Raw genomic sequence first — 20,905 nt, 5'->3', positions numbered from 1 at the left:
GCATGTCGTCCACGCAGATCATCATTCTGTTTCTTGGCACACCGTTCATGGCCGGAGTCCTGGCTCCGTTTTTCCGTGGGCGCTGGCTTACGCAGGTGGCTGTGTGGACACTTGCGCTGTTGTCGACCCTTGTCGTTGTCTACGTATGGGCAGGCATGGAGGCAGCGCGCCTCGAATTGACAAACATCCGGCTGGTTCTCGCTGCCAGCGCCCTTTGGAGTACGGCCGGTTTGGCCGGTCTGCTCGTGGGGCGCGAAGCGGAAAATGTCCGCCGTGATGCAATAAACACCAGGGAAAAACGCAAGGCTTCGGAGATATTCAGATGACGTTCCTTTTGACGGAAGACCAGGAAATGCTGCGCGACACCGCTATGGCGTTCGCGCGTGACGAAATGCCAGTGACTCGCCTGCGCCAACTGCGCGACAGTGGAGCAAATGGCGTAGACGCAGAGACACGACAGAAACTCGCCGAACTCGGCTTCTTTGGTGTGATCATTCCGGATGAGCCAGGTGGTGAACACTTCGGCCTGGTCGGACTTGGCCAGGTTCTGGAAGCGCAAGGCCGTACACTGGCGCCAACACCGGTTCTCCAGACAGCCCTGATCGCGGCCAGCGCCTTGCAGCTGGGCGGCAGCGCAGAACAGCAGGCGGAATGGTTGCCCAAGATTGCCGGGGGCGCAACCAGTTTTGCCTTGGCGCTCGACGAAACTGCGCATTTCAATCCGCTGGGCGTCGCCACCGAGGCGGAGAGCAATGGGCAAGGCTACACGTTGAACGGCATGAAGCGGTTTGTGCCGGACGCTCATCATGCCGAGATGCTGATTGTTGTGGCGCGTACCTTTGGCGAAGCAGGTGACCGTCACGGCCTTACGCTGTTCATGGTTCCGGCGGATGCAAAGGGCGTGTCTATCCAAGCGCTGAACTCCGTCGACTCTCACGGCGCGGCTCATGTCGTGCTGGAAGATGTGATGGTTCCGGCAACAGCTGTCATCGGCGCAGTGGACAAAGGCGCAGACGTATTGGAGCCGGTTCTGGACCGGGCGGCGATCGGCCAGGCGGCGGAAATGCTGGGAAGTGCAGATGCGGCGTTTGAGATGACATTGGAGTACCTCAACAACCGGAAACAGTTCGGCCAACTGATTGGATCGTTCCAATCATTGCAGCATCGTGCCGCAAAGATGTTTACTGAGCTGGAGCTGACGCGTTCCTGCATTGCGGCTGCGCTGGCGGCCGTTGATGACGGCAAGCCAAATATTGCGGAACTGGCAAGTCTGGCCAAGGCGCGCGCCGGCGAATTGATTCATCTCGTATCAAACGAGTGCGTGCAGATGCATGGGGGTATTGGCATGACGGATGATGCAGACCCTGGCCTCTACATGAAGCGGGCTCGCGTACAGGAAGCGCTCTATGGTTCTGCCAGCTGGCACAGGGATCGCTACGCGCGCCTTGCTGGATACTGATCCAGCATTCAACGCAAAAAAAGCCGGGAAGGTTACAACCTTCCCGGCTTTCTTTTTCTCCCGTGAGGGAAGAGTGCTTAGCCCTTGAGGACCGAGCCCTTCTTGAGCGCCTTCGCGATCAGGTAATACATTACCGGACGATGCTTTGCGCGAACGGACTTTCCGTACTTTGCAACAGCATCCGCAATCGCGGCATCGGCTTTTGCGTCGTCAGTAACGCCAAGCTTCTTTGCGATAAAGCCCTTCTTGATGCGACCCAGCTCTTCCTTGTCGGAAGCAGCAACGGTTGCGGAATCGGCCTTGTAGATCGTCGGCCCACAGGCTTTGACGGCTGCATCCAGAAGCGCCATGTCAGAGCGTGTCTCACCAACCTTGTCTTTCAGGTCAGTGATGTACTTCTCCATCAGGACTTCCTTCGGTGAAGGTGCCTTGGCTGGTTTCGTTGTCTTGGGCGCAGCAGCTTTTTTTGGCGCCGCAGCTTTCTTGGCTTTGGTTGCTTTTGCCATGGGAGTGTCTCCTCAATGGGCCCGACGGACGGGCGTGTTTAAATTTACGCAGCTCACAACACGAATCAGTTTGAAACGCTGTTTGAACACTGACCCGTTTTTCCACAGCCTGCCAACCCCTTTTCGGTAGTGCAACAATATCCCGAAGTAGTGTGAGCACGGATTGAATGACCAATATGCCGTCTTGGGCGGTTCGCTGGAAGCGTATGGATACGATTGATTGACCTCTCTATGCGAGGAGTTCACACCCAATGGCGATACTGGCCGTGAAGTGAGGATAAAATGTTTCGTTACCTGCCTTGGCTCGCAACTGTTCTGCTGTTGGCGCTATGCCTTGTGTTTTGGCGACAGCACAGCTGGTTGATCTACCTCGCTGTCGCCTTGATCCCTTTGGCCCTGACAGGTCTGTATGATGTGCTTCAGCGTCGACACAGTCTTTGGCGAAACTTTCCGCTTTTCGCGCGCATTCGATGGGTCGCGGAGGAGTTGCGACCTTTCCTGCGTGCCTACATTGTCGAAAGTGAAACGGAGGGGCGTCCCTTCAATCATGAAGAGCGCACATTGGTGTATCGGCGTGCAAAGGATGTTTCGTCCGTTGAGCCGTTCGGCAGCCATCTTGATATCGACAAACCGCCTTATGAATGGCTGGCGCATTCCATAGCGGCGAAACATCCGGAAGAGGCAAACCCGCGTGTGCTGGTTGGCGCGCCGGAAACATCGCAGCCTTACTCGGCAAGCGTTTTCAATATCTCTGCAATGAGTTTTGGCTCACTCGGCGCGCACGCAATTGAAGCCTTGTCACAAGGCGCATCCCTGGGTGGCTTCTATCACGACACAGGAGAGGGTGGCGTGTCACGTTACCACCGTCAGGGCGGCGGCGATCTTGTCTGGGAACTGGGCTCTGGATATTTCGGGTGCCGCGCAGCTGACGGATCTTTTGATGCGGCCAAGTTCGCGGACACGGCCTCTGACCCACAGATCAAGATGATTGAAGTAAAGCTGAGCCAAGGCGCAAAGCCGGGGCATGGCGGCGTGTTGCCGGGAGAAAAGGTAACACATGAGATCGCCGAGGCGCGCGGGATCGCAGTTGGACAAACATGCGTTTCGCCGCCCGCGCATTCCTCCTTCTCGACGCCAATCGAGATGCTGGAATTTGTTGAGCGCCTGCGCGAGCTGTCAGGTGGCAAACCGGTCGGGATCAAGTTTGCTGTCGGCAATCGTTGGGAAACATTGGCCATCTGCAAAGCCATGTTGGAAACTGGGTTGCGGGTTGACTTCATGGTGGTCGATGGTGGGGAAGGGGGCACTGGCGCAGCGCCTGCTGAGTTTCTTGACCATGTCGGTGCACCCTTGAGACAGGCCCTGGTGCTGGCTCGCAACGCACTTGTGGGGACGGGTTTGAAGGGTGATGTGCGGCTTGCCTGTTCCGGTAAACAGATCAGCGCTTTCTCCCTTGCATCTTCCATGGCGCTGGGAGCTGACTGGGTGAATACGGCGCGTGGCTTCATGTTCTCGCTCGGCTGCATTCAGTCGCTGAACTGCCACAACAATACATGCCCGACCGGCATTGCGACATCCGACAAAGCGCGCCAGCGCGGATTGGTCGTGGCCGACAAGGCGATCCGCGTCAGGAACTACCAACGAAATACGGTCAAGGCATTGATGGAGGTTGTTGGTGCCGCAGGATGTGAACATCCGTGCGAGCTGACCCCGCGCCACGTGATGCATCGCGTGACCGAGGACATCGCCTACACCGCGGAACGCGCCTACCAGCTTGTGCGGGCCGGACAATTGTTGAATGCCCCGGATGAAACCCAACTTGCGCAAGAATGGCGCATGGCACAAGCCAACAGTTTCCTGCCAGCAAGCTAGTTCTGTGATTTGGCGGGAACCATCTCCGCGCTACTCAGATTTATGGTAGTGCTCACAAAGCGAGCAGGGTGGGGGTTTCTGCACTCAGGTACAGCGCTATGTCTTTGGCAGTGATGCGTCACGCGTTAGACGGGGTGAGACAGGATGGGCAATGACAGAACATAAAGTTTCAAAAGGCTCACGACTGATCGCAGTCTCAAACCGTACCGCGGCGGGACAGGAAAGCCGAGCCGGAGGGCTCGCAGTTGCGCTTTGGGATACGCTCGCCGACACACAGGGCCTCTGGATTGGCTGGAGCGGCCGTATTCTCGACTTTCCCAGCAACCGCGCGAAACGGTCTGCAGAGGACGGCGTTGAGTTCGCCTTGACTGACTATTCCCGCGACCAGTTTGACGGTTTCTATCTCGGATATTCAAACAGTGTGCTCTGGCCGGTCATGCACAACCGGATTGATCTGGCCGTGTTCGATTCCGCGTATTATCGGTTCTATGTCGAGATCAATGAGAAGTTTGCGGAAATCGTACGGCACCAAGCAGACGAAGCCGACATTGTCTGGGTCCATGATTACCACTTCCTGCTGCTAGGCGACATCTTGCGGGAAGACGGGTGGCAGGGAAAATGTGGTTTCTTCCTGCATATTCCCTTTCCCGCACCAGAAGTGTTCCGTGCCATTCCGGAACACCGCAAGTTGGCAAAGGGACTTTGCGCCTATGACGTGGTCGGCCTTCAGTGCCGCAAGGACCTCGCCAATCTCGCGCAATACCTCGAAGAAGAATTCGGGGCCGAGGAACAGCCGGATGGGAAGTTCAAAGTAGAGGGCCGCATTGTCCACCTGCTGCACTGTCCTATTGGCATTGATAGTGAGGGCTTTGCTGCGGCGGCAACCAAGGAGCCAGCAGACCGGGCGGCGACCCGCCTGTCACGTTTTCTAGGTGAACGCGACCTCGTCATCGGGGTTGACCGGATGGACTATTCAAAGGGTCTGCCGCAGCGGTTTGAAGGTATGGCCGACTTGTTCGACCGGTATCCGGAATTACACGGCAAGATTTCGTTCACTCAGATCGCACCGCCCTCACGGTCTGTCGTCGAGGAATACGCCCAGCTCCGTGAACAGCTTGATGCGCTGTCCGGACGGATCAATGGCGACTATGGCGACCTCGACTGGATGCCGATCAGATATCTGGCGCGCGGGTACGACCGCGAAGAAATCGCCGGGCTCTACCGTCTCGCAAAGGCCTGCTTGGTGACCCCCTTGCAGGACGGCATGAATCTTGTTGCGAAGGAGTTTGTCGCCGCGCAAGACCCTCAGGACCCGGGTGTTCTGATCCTGTCGCAATTTGCCGGTGCGGCAGAGCAGATGAAGGAGGCGATCATCATCAATCCATATGACAGCTCGGCCATCGCGGAAGCCGTTAAGCAGGCCATAGAGATGCCGCTCGACGAGCGGCAGGACCGTTGGCAGACGCTCTTCGACAATATTGCCCAGCAGGACATCAACTGGTGGCGCCACCGCTTCATGACGGCGTTTGAGGGCGTTCCTGCATGAGTAATTCCTCTGTCGTGCCGCCGGCGCTTGACCAAGGTGTCGCCTTGTTCCTGGATTTTGATGGAACGCTGTCTCCGCTTCAGGATGATCCAGATGCCGTGTTTCTGGCGTCAGGTCTGGATTCGGTTCTCATGCGTGTCTCTCAAAAGCTCGATGGTGCATTGGCAATTCTCTCTGGCCGTGACCTGACAGATTTGTCGAAACGTGTGCCTGATACGCTTTGGAGGTTCGGCAATCATGGCCTGAGATCAGCCGCACCCGGCGCGGCAATGACCGAAGGTGTGCCGTCCGCGCCCGAGTCTCTGCTCTCCGGTATCTCATCCGTCGTGGACGTGCATGATGGTGTACGCTTGGAAGAGAAAGGGCCGGTTCTCGCAATCCACTATCGTGCGGCACCTGAAAAGAGTGAGCAACTCACTCACGAAATCAGTAGCGTAATTTCTCAGTACAAAGATTACTCGTTGCAATCGGGAAAGATGGTGCTTGAGGCAAAGCCGAGTGGGGCCAATAAGGGCGTTTGCCTGCAAGCTGCCATGGAGACTGCGCCGTTCGCTGGGCGCCTGCCGGTGATGATTGGCGACGACAAGACAGATGAAGACGCCTTCCTTGTGGCCAATAAGCTCGGTGGCTGGTCGATCAAGGTCGGGGAAGGCGAGAGCGCGGCAAACTATCGGCTGGCGTCTCATCGCGACGTCGCTACCTATCTGGAACAAGTGTTGGGAGAAGTATGAGTCTCGATCTGGGAATTGTTGGCAACGGAACCATTGCGGGCCTGATCAATGCGCGCGGTGACTATGAGTGGTTCTGCCTGCCACGCTTTGACGGGGAGCCCGTCTTCAACAAGCTTTTGGGCGGTGGCGGTTCATTCAGTGTGTGGATGGAGGGCCTGTCCAAGCGTACGCAGTCCTATGACCGAAACACCGCCATCCTGCGCACGCGTATGGAGTCTGAAGATGGCGCCATCCTGGAGATCGTCGACTTTGCTCCGAGGTTTGAACGCAAGGGTCGCACGTTCCGGCCCGTCAGTCTGGTGCGACGGTTTGAAGTTATCGCGGGCACGCCACAGCTGAAAATCTCCCTGACGCCGGAAACTGACTGGGGAGGGCGTCGGCTCAAGCCCATACGCGGTGTCAATCATGTGCGGTTCGTCGATGAAGAGTTTTCATTCCGAGTCACGACTGACGCGCCGGTTTCCTATATTCTCACCGAAACAAGCTTCGTCCTGGACAAGGATGTGACGTTTATTCTTGGGGCAGACGAATCGCTGACCGATTCCCCGAGTGTCATCGCACGCGACTGGGAAGAGCGCACGCGTCAGTATTGGGCGAAATGGGCGCGGAGCCTTGCCGTTCCGTTCGAGTGGCAGGATGAGGTTATCCGCGCGGCCATAACACTTAAACTGTGCGTGTTCGAAGAGACTGGCGGCATTGTGGCGGCGCTGACCACGTCCATTCCGGAACATGAAGGTTCTTCACGCAACTGGGATTATCGCTTTTGCTGGATCCGGGATGCCTATTTCACTGTGACAGCGCTGAACCGGCTCTCAGGCATGGGGACGCTGGAGCACTATATGAGGTGGGTACGGAATATTGTGGCGCATTCCAAAGGCGGCCACATCCAGCCCGTGTACGGGATCGGACTCGAGGCTGACTTGACCGAAGACCTTGCACCGAACTTGCCGGGCTTCCGCGATTCAGGACCGGTGCGTCGGGGTAATCAGGCCGCCGAACATGTACAGCACGATGTTTACGGCCAGGTCGTACTCGGCGTCGCGCAATCCTTTTTCGATCACCGGCTGCTTGCGCAGCCCGGCATCGCCGAGTTTGAACAACTTGAGCCCGTGGGCGAGCGCGCATTCGCGGTCTATGACACACCGGATGCAGGCATCTGGGAGTTCCGGACCATTGCGCATGTCCACACATCGTCGGCGATCATGTGCTGGGCAGCATGCGATCGCCTGTCGCGTATTGCCGTGCGGCTCGAACTCGACAATCGCGCGGCCTATTGGCGTGAGCGGGCGGACATCATTCACGCCACCATTCTGGAGAAGGCCTGGAGTGCAGACGTCGGCGCGTTTACAGCGGCCTTTGGTGGCACCGACCTTGATGCCTCTGTCCTGCTGATGGCCGAGATCGGCTTTCTCCCGGCAGGCGATCCGCGTTATGTCGCAACCGTTGAGGCTGTCGACCGCGACCTTCGAATGGGAAACCATGTTTATCGCTACAAGGTCGAGGATGATTTCGGAAAACCGAAGACTGCCTTCACGGCGTGTACTTTCTGGTTCATTGATGCGCTCTACCGGGTGGGGCGCGTCGAGGAGGCGCGCGAAATCTTTGAAAGCGTGCTTGCCAGCCGCAATCATGTTGGATTGCTGTCGGAGGATGTTGATCCGGAGACCGGCGAGCTTTGGGGGAACTTTCCTCAAACCTACTGCATGGTCGGGATAATCAATTCTGCGGCCCTGCTGAGCAAGCCTTGGGCAGCGGTTACCTGATATTGCGCAGTTTGTACGAACGCAGGCTATTGATCATCATGATCGCTGACTGAGTTTGTTGAAACTATCCAGCGTTTGTGTGTTGCTGGGTCCATGGCTGATGGTGAGGACGTATTCGACGAGATGCATGGATTTGGCGAAGGCGTGCGAGCGCCTTATGCCGGATACAATGGCTGGTTTGACAACACGACCCCTTCGGCTCTGCTGAAGAAATCACGGGATGCGCAAACCTTCTTTCGGCGAACCGGTATCACCTTCAACGTTTATGGAAAATCTGAAGCTGACGAGCGGCTGATCCCGTTCGATCTGGTGCCGCGCATTATCGGCGCCAGCGAGTGGGCCTTGCTGGTTCGCGGCATCGAGCAACGGGTCAAGGCAATCAACGCTTTCCTGTACGATATCTATCACCGACAGGAGATCGTCCGCGCCGGTCGCCTGCCGGAACACCTTATCCGCGAGAATGACGCCTTTCTTCCGAAAATGATCGGCTTCGATCCACCGGGAGGGATTTACACGCATATTGTCGGGATTGATCTGGTGCGCACCGGCCCCAACGAATTCTTTGTACTGGAGGACAATGCCCGCACGCCCTCTGGCGTGTCCTATATGCTGGAAAACCGGGAGACCATGTTGAAGATGTTCCCGGAACTGTTTGCGCAGATGTCGGTGCAGCGTGTCTCGGGGTATCCGATGGCGCTGCGGCGTTCGCTCGAACGGTCTGCACCGGCACAGGCCTCGGGCCGACCCACGGTGGCGATCCTTACACCTGGTATCCATAATTCAGCCTATTTTGAGCATGCCTTCCTGGCGGACCAGATGGGCGTTGAGCTTGTCGAAGGTCATGACTTGCGCGTCGTTGATGGACGGGTCGCCATGCGAACCACGCAAGGCTACGAAACCATTGATGTGCTGTATCGACGAGTTGATGATGACTATCTCGATCCACTGAATTTCCGCTCGGAATCCATGCTGGGCGTGGCGGGCATCTTTGATGTTTACCGGGCTGGGGGCATTACGATTGCCAATGCTCCGGGCACCGGCATTGCCGACGACAAGGCGATCTACTCATACATGCCTGACATCGTCGAATTCTATACGGGGCAAGCGCCGCTGCTGAAGAATGTGCCGACTTGGCGCTGTGCGGAGAAAGACTCCTTGTCCTATGTGCTGGAGAATCTGGAAGAACTCGTCGTCAAGGAAGTTCACGGCTCCGGAGGCTATGGCATGCTGGTCGGGCCCGCAGCGAGCAAGAAGGAAATCGCTGCCTTCCGAAAGAAGCTTCAAGCCAAGCCATCCAATTATATAGCCCAGCCCACATTGGCCCTTTCGACGGTGCCTGTGCTGACGAAAGCTGGCCTGTCACCTCGCCATGTCGACTTGCGCCCATTCGTACTTGTTTCATCTGATGGTGTTGAGGTCACGCCCGGCGGATTGACCCGCGTTGCCATGAAAAAGGGATCGCTTGTTGTGAACTCCAGCCAGGGCGGGGGCACCAAGGATACTTGGGTCCTGAAGGAGGGCTAAGTCATGCTGGGCAGGACTGCATCGGGTCTGTTCTGGATGGCCCGGCTTCTGGAAAGAGCCGAAAATACCAGCCGCCTTGTCGAGGCGGGCTTCCGCATGGCGCTCACCCGGACCCAACCGGGCGAGGAGGAGTGGCGATCTGTGCTCGTCACTGCTGGCTGTTGTGATGCCTATCTGGCGCGTCATGACACAATCACGGGCGACAAGGTTGCCGATTTCGCTCTGCGAGATCGCAGCAATCCGTCCAGCGTGATGTCAACGCTGCATGCGGCGCGAGAAAATGCCCGCATGACCCGCACCGCGCTGACGCGGGAAATGTGGGAAGCGATCAATGACTTCTGGATGGCCGTGCGCGATGCGTTGAAGCGTGCGCCATCCGAGACGGACCTGCCAGAAATCCTGACCATGATCCGCCAGCAGGGCGCGCAGGTAAGAGGCGCGACCACAGGCACTATGCTCCGCAATGACATCTATAATTTTATCCTGTTGGGCATCATGTTTGAGCGCGCTGACAATACGGCGCGCATTCTCGATACAAAATACTACGTCCTGCTACCGTCCAGCGCCTCGGTCGGCTCGTCGCTCGACAATGTGCAGTGGGAGATGATCCTGAGGTCGGCTTCGGCAGAGCGGTCTTTCCACTGGCTCAATGGCGGCAATATCACGCCGCGAGCGATAGCCGATTTCCTGATCTTCGACACACGTATGCCGCGCTCGCTGGCCTATTGTTACGACACGATCACCCACCAACTGGATTGTCTGTTCCGGCAATATGGCCAACGGCTGGGGACCCATGATCTTGCCGAGTCTCTTGAGGCGAGCTTGACGGCCACGACGATTGAGAGCGTGTTTGAAAACGGATTGCACGAATTCCTGTCGGACTTCCTGAGGCGGAATGCATCCCTCTCGGCGCAGATCGAAACAGATTTCAGGTTCGCGGAGTGATGACATGCGACTGACCGTAGACCATTCATCAACCTACACATACGAACATGGCGTGTCCTATGCGCTCCAGCAGGTTCGCAAACGGCCGATCAGCCTTCCGTCGCAATCAATCCTGTCTTGGGACGTGTCGATTGAAGGGGCGCACTGGGAAACAAGCTATACCGACCATCATGGAAATCTGGTGGATCTGATCCAGTTGGAGCCGGACGTCATGAGCGTGTCGGTCAGTGTAAAAGGTGAGGTCGAGACGCATGACACGTCCGGTGTCATGGGGGGGCACAGTCAGCTTGTGCCGCTCTGGCTTTACCAGCGACCGACCGAACTCACCATGCCGGCGAAAGGATTGCGGGCATTGGCGGGCAAGTTCAGTCGAAGCCCGTCACAAGATATTGGCGTCCTGCATGAGTTGATGGTGGAAATTGCGGACAAGGTTGCCTACCGGACCAATGAGACAGACTCGCGCACCACGGCAGAAGATGCGCTGCAGCAGGGGCAGGGGGTCTGTCAGGACCATGCGCACATATTCATCACGGTCGCGCGCCTGCTTGGCTATCCTGCGCGTTATGTCAGCGGATACCTGATGATGACGGACAGGGTGGACCAGGACGCCGGCCATGCCTGGGCGGAGGCTTGGGTCGATGGCCTTGGATGGACGGGGTTTGATGTTTCCAATGGTATTAGCCCGGATGCGCGCTACATACAGGTAGCGACTGGCTTGGATTACAGCGACGCGGCCCCCATCAGAGGTTTGGTCTATGGTGCGGGTGCGGAAAATCTCGTGGTTTCCATTCAAGTCCAGCAGTAAAGTTAGTCGAGATATTGATCGGAGAATCATCAAGTGACGTATTGCGTTGCGCTTCGGCTTGACCGGGGGCTCATCTTTATGTCGGACACTCGCACCAATGCGGGCATCGACAACATTTCGAAGTTCCAGAAGATGTTCACATGGGAGGTGCCCGGCGAGCGGGTCATCACCATTTTGACTGCGGGAAATCTCGCCACCACGCAGGCCGTGATCAGCCTGTTGGATGAGCGCCTGAAGGCACCGGAAGAACGAAACCCCAGTATCATGGCAGCTGATACAATGTTTCAGGTTGCCAGATTGGTCGGAGATACGGTGAAGGAGGTCATCCGCACGCAGGGCGATGGAGGGCCGGAATCAGAGGCGGCTTTCGGCGCGACGCTCATCGTGGGGGGACAGATCTCCGGGATGGAGCCGCGTCTGTTCCTGGTCTACCCTGAAGGCAACTTCATTGAGGCCAGCGACGAAACGCCTTTCTTCCAGATTGGCGAGACCAAATATGGCAGACCGATCCTGCTGAGAGCCTTCAGCCCGGACATGACGTTCGAAGAAGCGGTAAAACTGCTCTACGTCTCATTTGACTCAACACTCAAGGCAAACCTCTCGGTGGGGATGCCGCTTGATCTGCAGACGATTGAAAAAGACATTTACAAAGTCACTGAGAAGCGACGCGTCGAAGAGAATGACCCCTATTTCACGGCGATCTCTTCGCGTTGGGGAGACGCGCTGAAACTGGCTTTCAACTCGCTGCCCGACTATGAATTCTGACTTGGCCTAAAAGGTCGGTTCCGGGACATGGTTGCGGTAGAGCCTCTTGGCGAGCTCGACACGGGCCAGTGCATCCAGGCCCTCAATGTCTGCCTTCAGAGTCGCGTTCAACAGGGGGCGAATGCCGATCCGGTTGGCGACCTGAATCGCCAGGCCGGGACGGGCATTGAGCTCCAGCAGGAGCGGCCCCTTGGTCTTGTCCAGTACGATGTCGGCGCCGAGATAGCCGAGCCCGGTTACATCATAGGCCTTTGCTGCCATTTCGAGCATTGTGTCCCAGTGTGGCACCGAGAAATTCCGCAGCGGGTTTGCCGTGTCAGGATGGATGTCAGTGGTTTTGCCATTCTGCATGCCGCTGAGTGTCTTGCCGGTCACAAGATCCAATCCGACACCAACGCCGCCTTTATGGAGGTTTGCCTTACCGTCAGATTCTGCGGTCGGCAGACGCACCATGGCCACGGCAGGAATGCCCCGCACGACAATGATCCGGATATCCGGTACGCCGCCGAATGAGATCGGATTGAAGATTTCGTCGAACTTCACCCGGTACTCAAACATCGCCACATCCGGTTGGCCGCTTAGGCTGTACATGCCCGACAGGATGTTATTGACGTGGAAACGGATGTCTTCGAGCAGGGCGCGCTGCCCATTGGAACGGCGCCAGCCGCCACGCATTGGCTCCATCAGCACTTGAATCCCATTTCCCTGAGAGCCATTGGCGGGCTTGATGACCACGCCATCCGGCTTGTCGAGATAGGATTCCAGATGGCGCATGTGGAACGGGTTGGCGATCACACCATAGAGTTCCGGTGTGGGAATATTGGCTGCGTTCGCAAGTCGCTTCGTCTCGCGCTTGTCATCAACCAGCCGGATCAGTCGCCTCGGATTGAGCTCATTGACGAGCCGGACATTCCGCTCGTTGATTCCGAGCAGTCCGGCACGTCGCAATGCCCGGTAGCGTCCGATCATTTCCGGTCATCCAGTTCACGGAAACGGATCAACTCGCTGAGGCGCAAGCCGGTATATTTCCCCATCAGCAGGCAGATCGCCATGATCACCAGGAGCAGTTCAGGGAAATTGAACATCAGATATTCGACATGCGTGTTGGTCATCACCAGATACGATGCTGCCGCCACCATGAGACTGCCAATACCTTGCTTGATGGCCTCTGTAGCCGAGTATTCTTCCCATGCGATCGACATACGCTCGATCGTCATCGTCAGAATGACCATGGGGAACAGCGAGATCGATAGACCGATGCGCTGACCGTTATTCGCCATGATCTGGGCGATCACAGCCATACAGATAACAATGAACACAACCACCGTCGCCAATCGCGGCACCAGCAACAGCTTCAATTTCTCTAGATAGAAGCGCACAGCGAGGCCCAGCGCGATCAGTGCGGTGAACAGGATCACGCCATTCACAAGAGCGGTTTCACGGAACGCAATTCCGATCAGGACGGGCATGAACGTGCCGAGTGTCTGGAGCCCGATGAACTGACGCAGGAAGACCAGCATCAGAATGCCAACCGGGATGGTGACGAGCACCTGATAGACCAGCTGAGTGGTAATGGGCAGTCGGTTGAAGGAGAACCATTGCATGGCCGAGCCTTCTGCTTTGGCGACGCGCTGCATGACATCCGCCACGTCTGCGTTTACCGGCTGCAGGCTGACTTGCAGGTCCAGGTCCGAAATGCCTTCCGCGCGAATAAAATCATTCGTGCCATGCCAGATCGTGAAAAATTCTTCGGGGTCCGGGCCGGGGAAGTAGCGTCGATCGGCTCCATCGGCATGGTATTCAAGCCAGTGACGGATTTCGGCCCGTCGGCGTGCCTGGTCCATGTAAACACCATTAGCGACCCGCGCTGGAATTCCCTGACTTGTCAGCACATCACGTGCGAGTGCAAGGCGGGCGATCTGACGGGTGAGTGTGGGAGACAAGAGCGCTTCCACTTCATCGACATCGCCGTCCACGAATATCTCTTCCAACACCAGATCGGCGAGAGATTCATCGTCAGCGGATCGCCGGCGCAGATCTGTCGACCAGACCAGGAAGGCTTGCCGTTCAAGGTCATTCTCGGCTTCAGGCGCGGCGCGGCGCAGCTTGCGCTGCATGCTTTCCGGCAAGGGGCTAGCGAGCGTTTCGCCGAGCAGGCGCGCGCGGTAGCGGAGCACTTTCCGGTCATTCGGATAGCGGTAAGTCCAGATCGCGGTCCGGCCATCACCCTCGCGCGCATTCAGGCGCAGGCCGAAGGCGCCGTTGTAGAATTGCTCCTGAGACACCCTGCGGTTTTCACTGTTCGACGGAATATAGGTTTCCAGTCGGACGGGTTGGTTGCTCGTGTCGAAATCGAGGTAGATTTCGAAATCCCATGTGGTCGTCCGTTCGCCGGGCGTCAGGGGATAGTCCAATTGCAGAACTTTGGTTGCGAATATGCCGAGACCGATAGCGGCCAGAACCAGCGCAAGTAGTCGGGTATGTGTAAAACTATTCACTGTCTTCTTTTTCGCAGCTGCCTTCGGCGATGAATGTCGAAGAGGAATCAACAAGCACGCGGGATGCCATGAACTCGCGGCCTACCAGGAAGTCGTACTCGAAATCCTCGCGGTCAGCCAAATTGACTTCAGCGAGTCCACTGACGCCGCCGATGCAGAGCGGCAAGTGGATGACGGGACGCCGGATGGTTCCGCCGGTTTTCAGCTTGATCAGCGCGAAGCGACGGACATTCTGGTCATATCGCACTGTGCGACCATTCTTGCCGACCAGACGAAACCGGACCCAGTCGTCCTTGCCAGATTTATTGTAGATATGGACGTCACGGGCAAAAACAGAGCTTGAATCAGCGCCGGTATCCAGCTTGCCCTTCATCTCCAGGCCGAGCTTGCCGACATAAACATTCTCGACATAGCCCATCACTGCCGGTTCGCTTGAGCGGTCGCGACTGTCCGCAATGGCGGAAACTATGGGCAGTGAAAGAACGGCCGTTGCGGCCAAGACGTGTCTCAGATACTTCACGAGAATTCGTTCCTCTTGCCTCAGGATCGGCATTTTTCGTCACCTAACATGCAAGGCATGCGGGCGATAGCTATCCGATCACTAGGTGGTCCCAAAACGGGACGCAAGGATGATTGAATAGTTCCCTTAACAGCCCGATTCCGCCTGAAAAACCTGATTTCGTGGCATTTCTATGGTGAATGCTGGGATCGTCTGTGGCCTTGCCTTTGCACCTAAATAGAATGGCGCTTGGCAGGTGTGCCATATCCCGACGAAAATTAACCAAGAATAGAATTTGAAAAAATATCTATTTCAGGTTGCGTTCATTGGCTGCTGCTTTACAGTAGTTTCTGGAGGGAGAGAGCTGAGTCTGTCTCACGGAACACAGTAGAGGGTTTTGACACGTCTTAGGAGGTGCGTTTCCTTTATCTGTGTTCAAATGTACGAGTCACGTCCGTCCTCGAAGAAATCGGGGTCAGCAAGCAGGAAGGCTTTATGAGTCTGTCGGTGGATCAGGTTCTGGACCGTGTTCGTGAGAATGTCGGGCTATTCGTTCGCGACGGTTCCCTGCGAGCGGACGAGCAGGGCGCTCGTTCTGTCACACTTCCTGCAATTTATCCTGAATGGTTGGGGGATGCAGCCTTTGCGCAAGCGCAGGGCGCGCGCTTCAACTATGTCGTCGGCGAAATGGCCCGCGGGATTGCGACGCCGAAGATGGTGATAGAAGCCGTTCGCGCGGGATGCGTTGGCTTCTACGGCAGCGCGGGGCTGAAACCTGAAACCATTGAAGAAGGCGTGCGCGAAATCAAGGCTGGTATCGCACCGGGGCAAACTGCTTGGGGCGCGAACCTGATCCACTCTCCGCAACAGCCGGGCTATGAAGCGCGCGTCGTCGATCTGTTTCTGGCAATGGGAGTCCGGCGGGTGTCGGCTTCAGCCTATATGAGGCTTTCGCCAGACATCGTCCGTTATACAGCGCTCGGTCTCACACGCAGCGCGGACGGCAAGGTCCAGCGCGCCAACCACGTATTTGCCAAGGTCTCTCGCGCGGAAGTTGCCACCCAGTTCATGCAGCCTGCGCCCGAAAAAATACTGAGAACGTTGGTTTCTGAAGGGAGCATTTCTGCCGAGCAGGCCGAACTTGCTTCGAGAGTACCAGTAGCGCTGGATATCACCGCTGAAGCTGACAGTGGCGGTCACACAGACAATCGTTCTGCCGCTCCGCTCTTTTCCTCGTTGTCCCTGGCGCGAGACCGTGTCGCTGCAGAAACAGGCATAGACGCAAATGCGATCCGTATCGGCCTGGGCGGGGGTATAGCGACGCCACATGGCGTGGCCGCAGCATTTCAGATGGGCGCAGCATATGTGTTGACTGGCTCCATCAATCAGGCCGCCGTAGAATCCGGCTTGTCTGAACCTGCGCGACAATTGCTGGCCAAGGCAGGGCCGGCTGATATCGGCATGGCTCCCGCGGCCGACATGTTTGAGCAAGGCGTCGAAGTGCAGGTGCTGAAGCGCGGTACGCTCTTCGCGATGCGGGCACGCAAGCTGCACGCGCTCTACAAGTCTGGTATGTCTTTTGAAACCATGGACCAGAAAGATCGCGACTGGCTGGAAGGCGTGCTCGGGGAATCCTTCCAGAGCGCTTGGGAGCAGACGCGGACCTTCATCACGGAGTCGAATCCAAAGGAGGCGGCCCGCGCCGAAACCGATGGCAACAAGCGGCTCGCGCTCGTTGCGCGTCGCTATTTGTTCATGGGGGCTCAATGGGCGCGTGATGGTGCTCCTGACCGCGTTTCCGATTACCAGATCTGGTGCGGCCCGGCGCAGGGTGCGTTCAATGAATGGGTCGCTGGCACATTTCTGGAGCCCATCGAGAACCGCACAATCCGCCAGATCGCCCTGAACCTGATGGAGGGCGCGACGCGTCTGACACGCGCCGGACAGATGCGCGCCTGTGGGATTGGCGTGCCACCCTCAGCGTTCTCCTACACGCCTCGAAAGTTTCTCTGATACGATGAATGACAAGGCCAGCAGATCATGAGCTCAAAAGCTGCCACTCCGATTGCCATTGTGGGCATGGGCGCAATCTTCCCGGGCCGGGGAGACGTGACCGGCTTTTGGCGCGATATTTTCGAAGGGCGGGATCTGTTGTCCGACGTGCCAGCAAGCCATTGGCTCGTGGATGACTATTATGACTCCGACCCGCTGGCGAAGGACAAGACGTACGGTCGGCGCGGTGGGTTCATTGATCCAGTTGCCTTCGACCCCCTGACGTTCGGCATCCCGCCCAAAACGATGGAAGGGACCGACACTGCGCAATTGCTGGCACTGATCGCGGCCTATGCGACCTTACAGGATATCGAGCGGGACAGTGAAGGCCGGATCGACAAATCCCGCACCAGCGTGATCCTCGGCGTGGCGTCGGCGACAGAACTGACCGCTCATATGGCAGGCCGTCTGCAGCGCCCGGTCTGGGTCAATGCGATGCGCGAAGCAGGCATGCCAGAAAGCGAGGTTGTCGCACTCGCTGAGCGGATCGAGAACCATTATGTCGAATGGCAGGAGGCGACATTCCCCGGCTTGCTTGGGAACGTCGTGGCAGGGCGGATCGCCAACCGCTTTGACCTGGGCGGCAGCAACATGGTCACCGATGCCGCCTGCGCCTCCAGCCTGTCAGCCCTCAGCATCGCCCTGCACGAACTTCGCGCCGGAGACAGCGATACGGTCCTGACCGGAGGTGTCGACGCACTGAACGATATCCTGATGTATATGTGCTTCTCGAAAACACCGGCCCTGTCGCCGACGGGCGACTGCCGACCGTTTTCGAATAGTGCCGATGGTACCATGCTGGGGGAAGGTATTGGCATGCTGGCGCTGCGCCGGTTGGACGATGCCGAGCGCGACGGCAACACGATACATGCGGTAATTCGTGGACTGGGTGGCGGTTCGGACGGGAAGGGGACGGCGATCTATGCACCGGTTCCTGAGGGACAGGCCCGCGCGCTTAAACGTGCCTATGTTCAGGCCGGATATGGTCCGGAAGCTGTCGACTTGATGGAGGGGCATGGCACAGGCACCAAGGCTGGTGACAAGGCAGAACTGGACGGCCTGCATCTCGTGTTCGGTGAAGTCAAATCCGACGAACCATGGTGCGCGCTCGGATCCGTAAAATCACAAATGGGGCATTCCAAGGCGGCTGCTGGCGTTGCGAGTCTCGTCAAGACTGTCAACGCGCTCAGTCGTAAAGTCCTTCCGCCCACGATCAAGGTTGAGGAGCCCGCGGATGTCATCAAGGAAAGCAGTGCTTTTTACCTGAACACCGAACCCCGTCCCTGGATCACGACAAAGAAGCGACCGCGCCGGGCATCAGTCAGCTCATTTGGGTTTGGTGGAAGCAATTACCATGTGACCCTGGAAGAATATGTCGGCAAAACCGCAATACGACCGTACCGGGTCTTTCCGGCGGAACTTTTCCTGTTCAGCGCAGACACGCCCGGTGCCCTTGCGACAGCAATCGAGGCCAGCGCATCCGGCGTGGATGACGCATCGCTGGCGTACGCCGCTTCACAAACACATGCGGGCTTCGAATCGAAAGCTCCAGCACGGGCTGCGATCATTGCTGAAACCGCAGACGATCTCAAAACCAAGTCGGAGAGTCTCGCAAGCCAGATTCGGGCAGGGGAGGTAGGTATTCGTCCGTTCAGGGCCGATTGCTTTGCCTCATTCGATGCGCCTGTGGACGGCAAGATCGCCTTCATGTTCTCCGGTCAGGGCAGCCAATATGTCGGAATGGGCTCTGATCTGGCCATGGCGTTCCCGGAGGCTCGGGCAGTATGGGATCAGGCAGCCAGCCACAAGCGCACGGGCAAGCTGAGGCTCGACAAATTGTCCTTCCCGCCAGCGGCTTTCGATCAGGTTGATTTCGGCGCGCAGACCCAGACACTGACGGAAATGCAGCATGCCCAGCCAGCCATCGCAGCGGTGGCCTTGTCGCAGTTGGGCCTTCTGTCACAGCTCGGCTTGCAGGCAGACATGGCCGCAGGCCACAGCTTCGGTGAGATCATGGCTCTGCATCTGGCTGGCGTGATGGATTCCGACACGGCCCTCACGGTGGCTGCGGAGCGTGGTGCGCTCATGGCCAAGGCGGCGGGCAACACCAAGGGCGCCATGTTGGCAGTCCAGACCGATTCCGAGACAATAGCACCGGTATTGAAGAAGATCGGCCAAGGCCTCGTACTTGCCAATGACAATGGGCCGGACCAGGTCGTTCTGTCGGGTGCGCAAGACATTGTTGAAAAGGCAAGACTGGAGTGCGAAGCGCTTGGCCTGAAGGCTCGCATGCTGCCGGTGGCGACAGCGTTCCATTCGGAGATTGTTGCCGAAGCCGTGCCGCCTTTTGCCAAAGTGCTTGCAAAACAGAAACTGCGCACGCCGAAGCTTGATGTCTTTGCGAATGCTACGGCGCAGAAATACGACGCCAAGGTCGCAGATCTTCCGGACTTCATATCCGATCAGCTAATCCAGCCGGTTCGTTTCCGTGAACAGGTTGAGGCGATGCATGCGGCCGGAGCCCGCGTGTTCGTGGAAGTCGGCCCTGGCGGCGTGGTCACGGGGTTGGTCGGCCATATTCTGGCTGGCAAACCCCATCTTGCGATCTCATTGGATCACAAACGCCGCAATGGCGTGAACCAGTTCCTCCTTGCCATCGCAACGCTCGGCGTCTCAGGCATCGACCTCGACTATGCCGGCCTGTTTGCAGAGCTTCCGGCCCAGCCGCCAAAGCCCGCGCCCTCCAGGCACGCCGTGAAGATTTCCGGCGGCAATTACAACAAGCCTTACCCTCCGGCGAATGGTGCGGCAGGCCGCGCTCCATCAAATCCGGAAAGGCCAGCAGTGCTGGAGAACCCAGCCGCGCAATTCCCATCCACCAGCAATCCCGTTCAGGCGCAGTCTTCCCCACGCCCCGAGCACAAAGTCCTTCCAGAACAGACAGGCAGTCCTATGACCCAAGACGCATCCTCAAAAGGCCCTGAATACGCCGTGCAGCCCCGTTCCTCAGCTGCGCCCGCTGCAACAGTCTCTGAGCGGATCATGCATGAAGTTTCCCAGCGCCATGCAGACTACATGTCTGCCATGTCGACAGCGCATTCGGCTTTCCTGAATATGGCCGCCCAGATGGCGGGCCAGGCACCCCTCGAACCCGCACGTATTCACGCGCCCGTTGCCTTGCCAGCTCCAGCTCCAGCTCCTGCTCCTGCTCCAGCGCCAGCGGCGCCGGTCCAACCACAGCCTTCGGTCAGTGATGTGAAGCCAAATGGCGCCTATCGTGAAGTAGAGTCTGCAGCCGCTCCCGCGCCGATGGCGGTCCCTGTACCCGCGGCCCAACCCGCGCCTCAGCCACAAGCCTCCGTTCAGCCTGCTCCAGTGGTGGCTCCGGCTCCAGCACCCTCTGCATCAGGGGGAGATTCCATCAGCCTGGTCCGCGGCATCATCGCCGAGAAGACCGGCTATCCCGAAGACATGCTCGAGCCCGACATGGACCTCGAAGGGGAACTCGGCGTCGACTCGATCAAGCAGGTCGAGATCCTGTCGACCCTGCGCGAACGCATGCCAAGCCTGCCAGAGATTGATCCGGAACAGCTCGTGGAGTTGCGCACGATTGCCGCGATTGCGGGCATGATCGACGCGTCGGGTGTCGCCTCGGCGCCTGCACCAGCAATGAGTGCGGCTCCGGCGGCTGTGACGGCCTCGTCCAATGGCGGCGTTACGGCCGACACGGTCCGGGCCCTGATCGCGGAGAAGACCGGCTATCCGGAAGACATGCTCGAAGATGACATGGACCTCGAAGGAGAACTTGGGGTCGACTCGATCAAGCAGGTCGAAATCCTGTCGGCCCTGCGTGACCAGCATCCGGAATTGCCGGAAGTCGATCCCGAAGTGCTGGCGGACCTTCGCACCATCCGGGCCATCGCAGATTTTTTTGCGTAAG

The 20,905-nt window shown here is 57.8% G+C and carries 16 protein-coding genes; 12 read left to right on the top strand and 4 right to left on the bottom strand.

What is annotated here, in order from left to right:
- Positions 1-2: 2 nt before the first annotated feature.
- On the top strand, positions 3-326 hold the full coding sequence (locus B3527_RS12140; RefSeq protein ID WP_206991443.1) for a hypothetical protein: 324 nt from the start codon (positions 3-5) through the stop codon (positions 324-326).
- The gene (locus B3527_RS12135) at positions 323-1,459 is read left to right on the top strand and encodes an acyl-CoA dehydrogenase family protein (protein ID WP_206991442.1); all 1,137 of its coding nucleotides are present in this window, start codon (positions 323-325) and stop codon (positions 1,457-1,459) included. Before B3527_RS12140 ends, B3527_RS12135 begins: the two co-directional genes overlap by 4 nt.
- A gap of 77 nt (positions 1,460-1,536) precedes the next feature.
- Here the strand turns inward: B3527_RS12135 and B3527_RS12130 are convergent, their stop codons facing one another.
- Positions 1,537-1,965 (bottom strand): DUF2853 family protein, encoded by a 429-nt coding sequence (locus B3527_RS12130; protein ID WP_084333332.1) that lies wholly within the window; start codon positions 1,963-1,965, stop codon positions 1,537-1,539.
- A gap of 282 nt (positions 1,966-2,247) precedes the next feature.
- Between B3527_RS12130 and B3527_RS12125 the strand changes: the two genes are divergently transcribed.
- From B3527_RS12125 to B3527_RS12090, 8 genes are all read left to right on the top strand, one after another.
- A complete protein-coding gene (locus B3527_RS12125) occupies positions 2,248-3,837 on the top strand; it encodes an FMN-binding glutamate synthase family protein (RefSeq protein WP_290480036.1) in 1,590 nt (529 codons plus the stop codon).
- 151 nt (positions 3,838-3,988) lie between these two features.
- Positions 3,989-5,383 (top strand): alpha,alpha-trehalose-phosphate synthase (UDP-forming), encoded by a 1,395-nt coding sequence (locus tag B3527_RS12120; RefSeq protein WP_290480035.1) that lies wholly within the window; start codon positions 3,989-3,991, stop codon positions 5,381-5,383.
- On the top strand, positions 5,380-6,114 hold the full coding sequence (gene otsB, locus B3527_RS12115; protein ID WP_290480034.1) for a trehalose-phosphatase: 735 nt from the start codon (positions 5,380-5,382) through the stop codon (positions 6,112-6,114). Before B3527_RS12120 ends, otsB begins: the two co-directional genes overlap by 4 nt.
- Positions 6,111-7,877: a glycoside hydrolase family 15 protein gene (locus tag B3527_RS12110; protein WP_290480033.1), complete on the top strand. Its 1,767-nt coding sequence runs from the start codon at positions 6,111-6,113 to the stop codon at positions 7,875-7,877. Before otsB ends, B3527_RS12110 begins: the two co-directional genes overlap by 4 nt.
- Positions 7,878-7,970: 93 nt before the next feature.
- Complete coding sequence (locus tag B3527_RS12105) at positions 7,971-9,401, top strand: circularly permuted type 2 ATP-grasp protein (RefSeq protein ID WP_206991438.1); 1,431 nt, start codon at positions 7,971-7,973, stop codon at positions 9,399-9,401.
- 3 nt (positions 9,402-9,404) lie between these two features.
- Positions 9,405-10,346 carry an alpha-E domain-containing protein gene (locus B3527_RS12100; protein ID WP_206991437.1) on the top strand — a complete coding sequence of 314 codons (942 nt, stop codon included), beginning with the start codon at positions 9,405-9,407 and terminating at the stop codon, positions 10,344-10,346.
- A 4-nt stretch (positions 10,347-10,350) separates the two neighbouring features.
- Positions 10,351-11,151, top strand: coding sequence for a transglutaminase family protein (locus B3527_RS12095; protein ID WP_034814986.1), 801 nt, complete (start codon positions 10,351-10,353; stop codon positions 11,149-11,151).
- Positions 11,152-11,184: 33 nt separating this feature from the next.
- Entirely contained in the window at positions 11,185-11,916 is a 732-nt protein-coding gene (locus tag B3527_RS12090; RefSeq protein WP_206991435.1) for a proteasome-type protease, read from the top strand.
- A 6-nt stretch (positions 11,917-11,922) separates the two neighbouring features.
- Here B3527_RS12090 and B3527_RS12085 read toward each other — a convergent pair whose 3' ends face one another.
- Genes B3527_RS12085 through B3527_RS12075 form a run of 3 tightly spaced genes read right to left on the bottom strand, consistent with a single transcriptional unit; the run spans position 11,923 to position 14,934 of the window.
- Positions 11,923-12,885, bottom strand: coding sequence for an alpha-L-glutamate ligase-like protein (locus B3527_RS12085; RefSeq protein ID WP_206991434.1), 963 nt, complete (start codon positions 12,883-12,885; stop codon positions 11,923-11,925).
- Positions 12,882-14,414, bottom strand: a complete 1,533-nt coding sequence (locus B3527_RS12080; protein ID WP_206991433.1) for a UUP1 family membrane protein — start codon at positions 14,412-14,414, stop codon at positions 12,882-12,884. Before B3527_RS12080 ends, B3527_RS12085 begins: the two co-directional genes overlap by 4 nt.
- Positions 14,407-14,934 carry an ATP-dependent zinc protease gene (locus B3527_RS12075; RefSeq protein ID WP_206991432.1) on the bottom strand — a complete coding sequence of 176 codons (528 nt, stop codon included), beginning with the start codon at positions 14,932-14,934 and terminating at the stop codon, positions 14,407-14,409. Before B3527_RS12075 ends, B3527_RS12080 begins: the two co-directional genes overlap by 8 nt.
- 474 nt (positions 14,935-15,408) lie before the next feature.
- Here B3527_RS12075 and B3527_RS12070 point away from each other — a divergent pair, with 474 nt between their 5' ends.
- Positions 15,409-16,926: a PfaD family polyunsaturated fatty acid/polyketide biosynthesis protein gene (locus tag B3527_RS12070; protein ID WP_290480032.1), complete on the top strand. Its 1,518-nt coding sequence runs from the start codon at positions 15,409-15,411 to the stop codon at positions 16,924-16,926.
- 27 nt (positions 16,927-16,953) lie between these two features.
- Positions 16,954-20,904 carry a beta-ketoacyl synthase N-terminal-like domain-containing protein gene (locus B3527_RS12065; RefSeq protein WP_290480031.1) on the top strand — a complete coding sequence of 1,317 codons (3,951 nt, stop codon included), beginning with the start codon at positions 16,954-16,956 and terminating at the stop codon, positions 20,902-20,904.
- The last annotated feature ends 1 nt before the right edge of the window (position 20,905 follow it).

The organism is Hyphomonas sp. UBA4505 (assembly GCF_002388685.1).
Taxonomy (GTDB): Bacteria; Pseudomonadota; Alphaproteobacteria; order Caulobacterales; family Hyphomonadaceae; genus Hyphomonas.
This window is presented reverse-complemented; position numbering and strand designations above follow the sequence as displayed.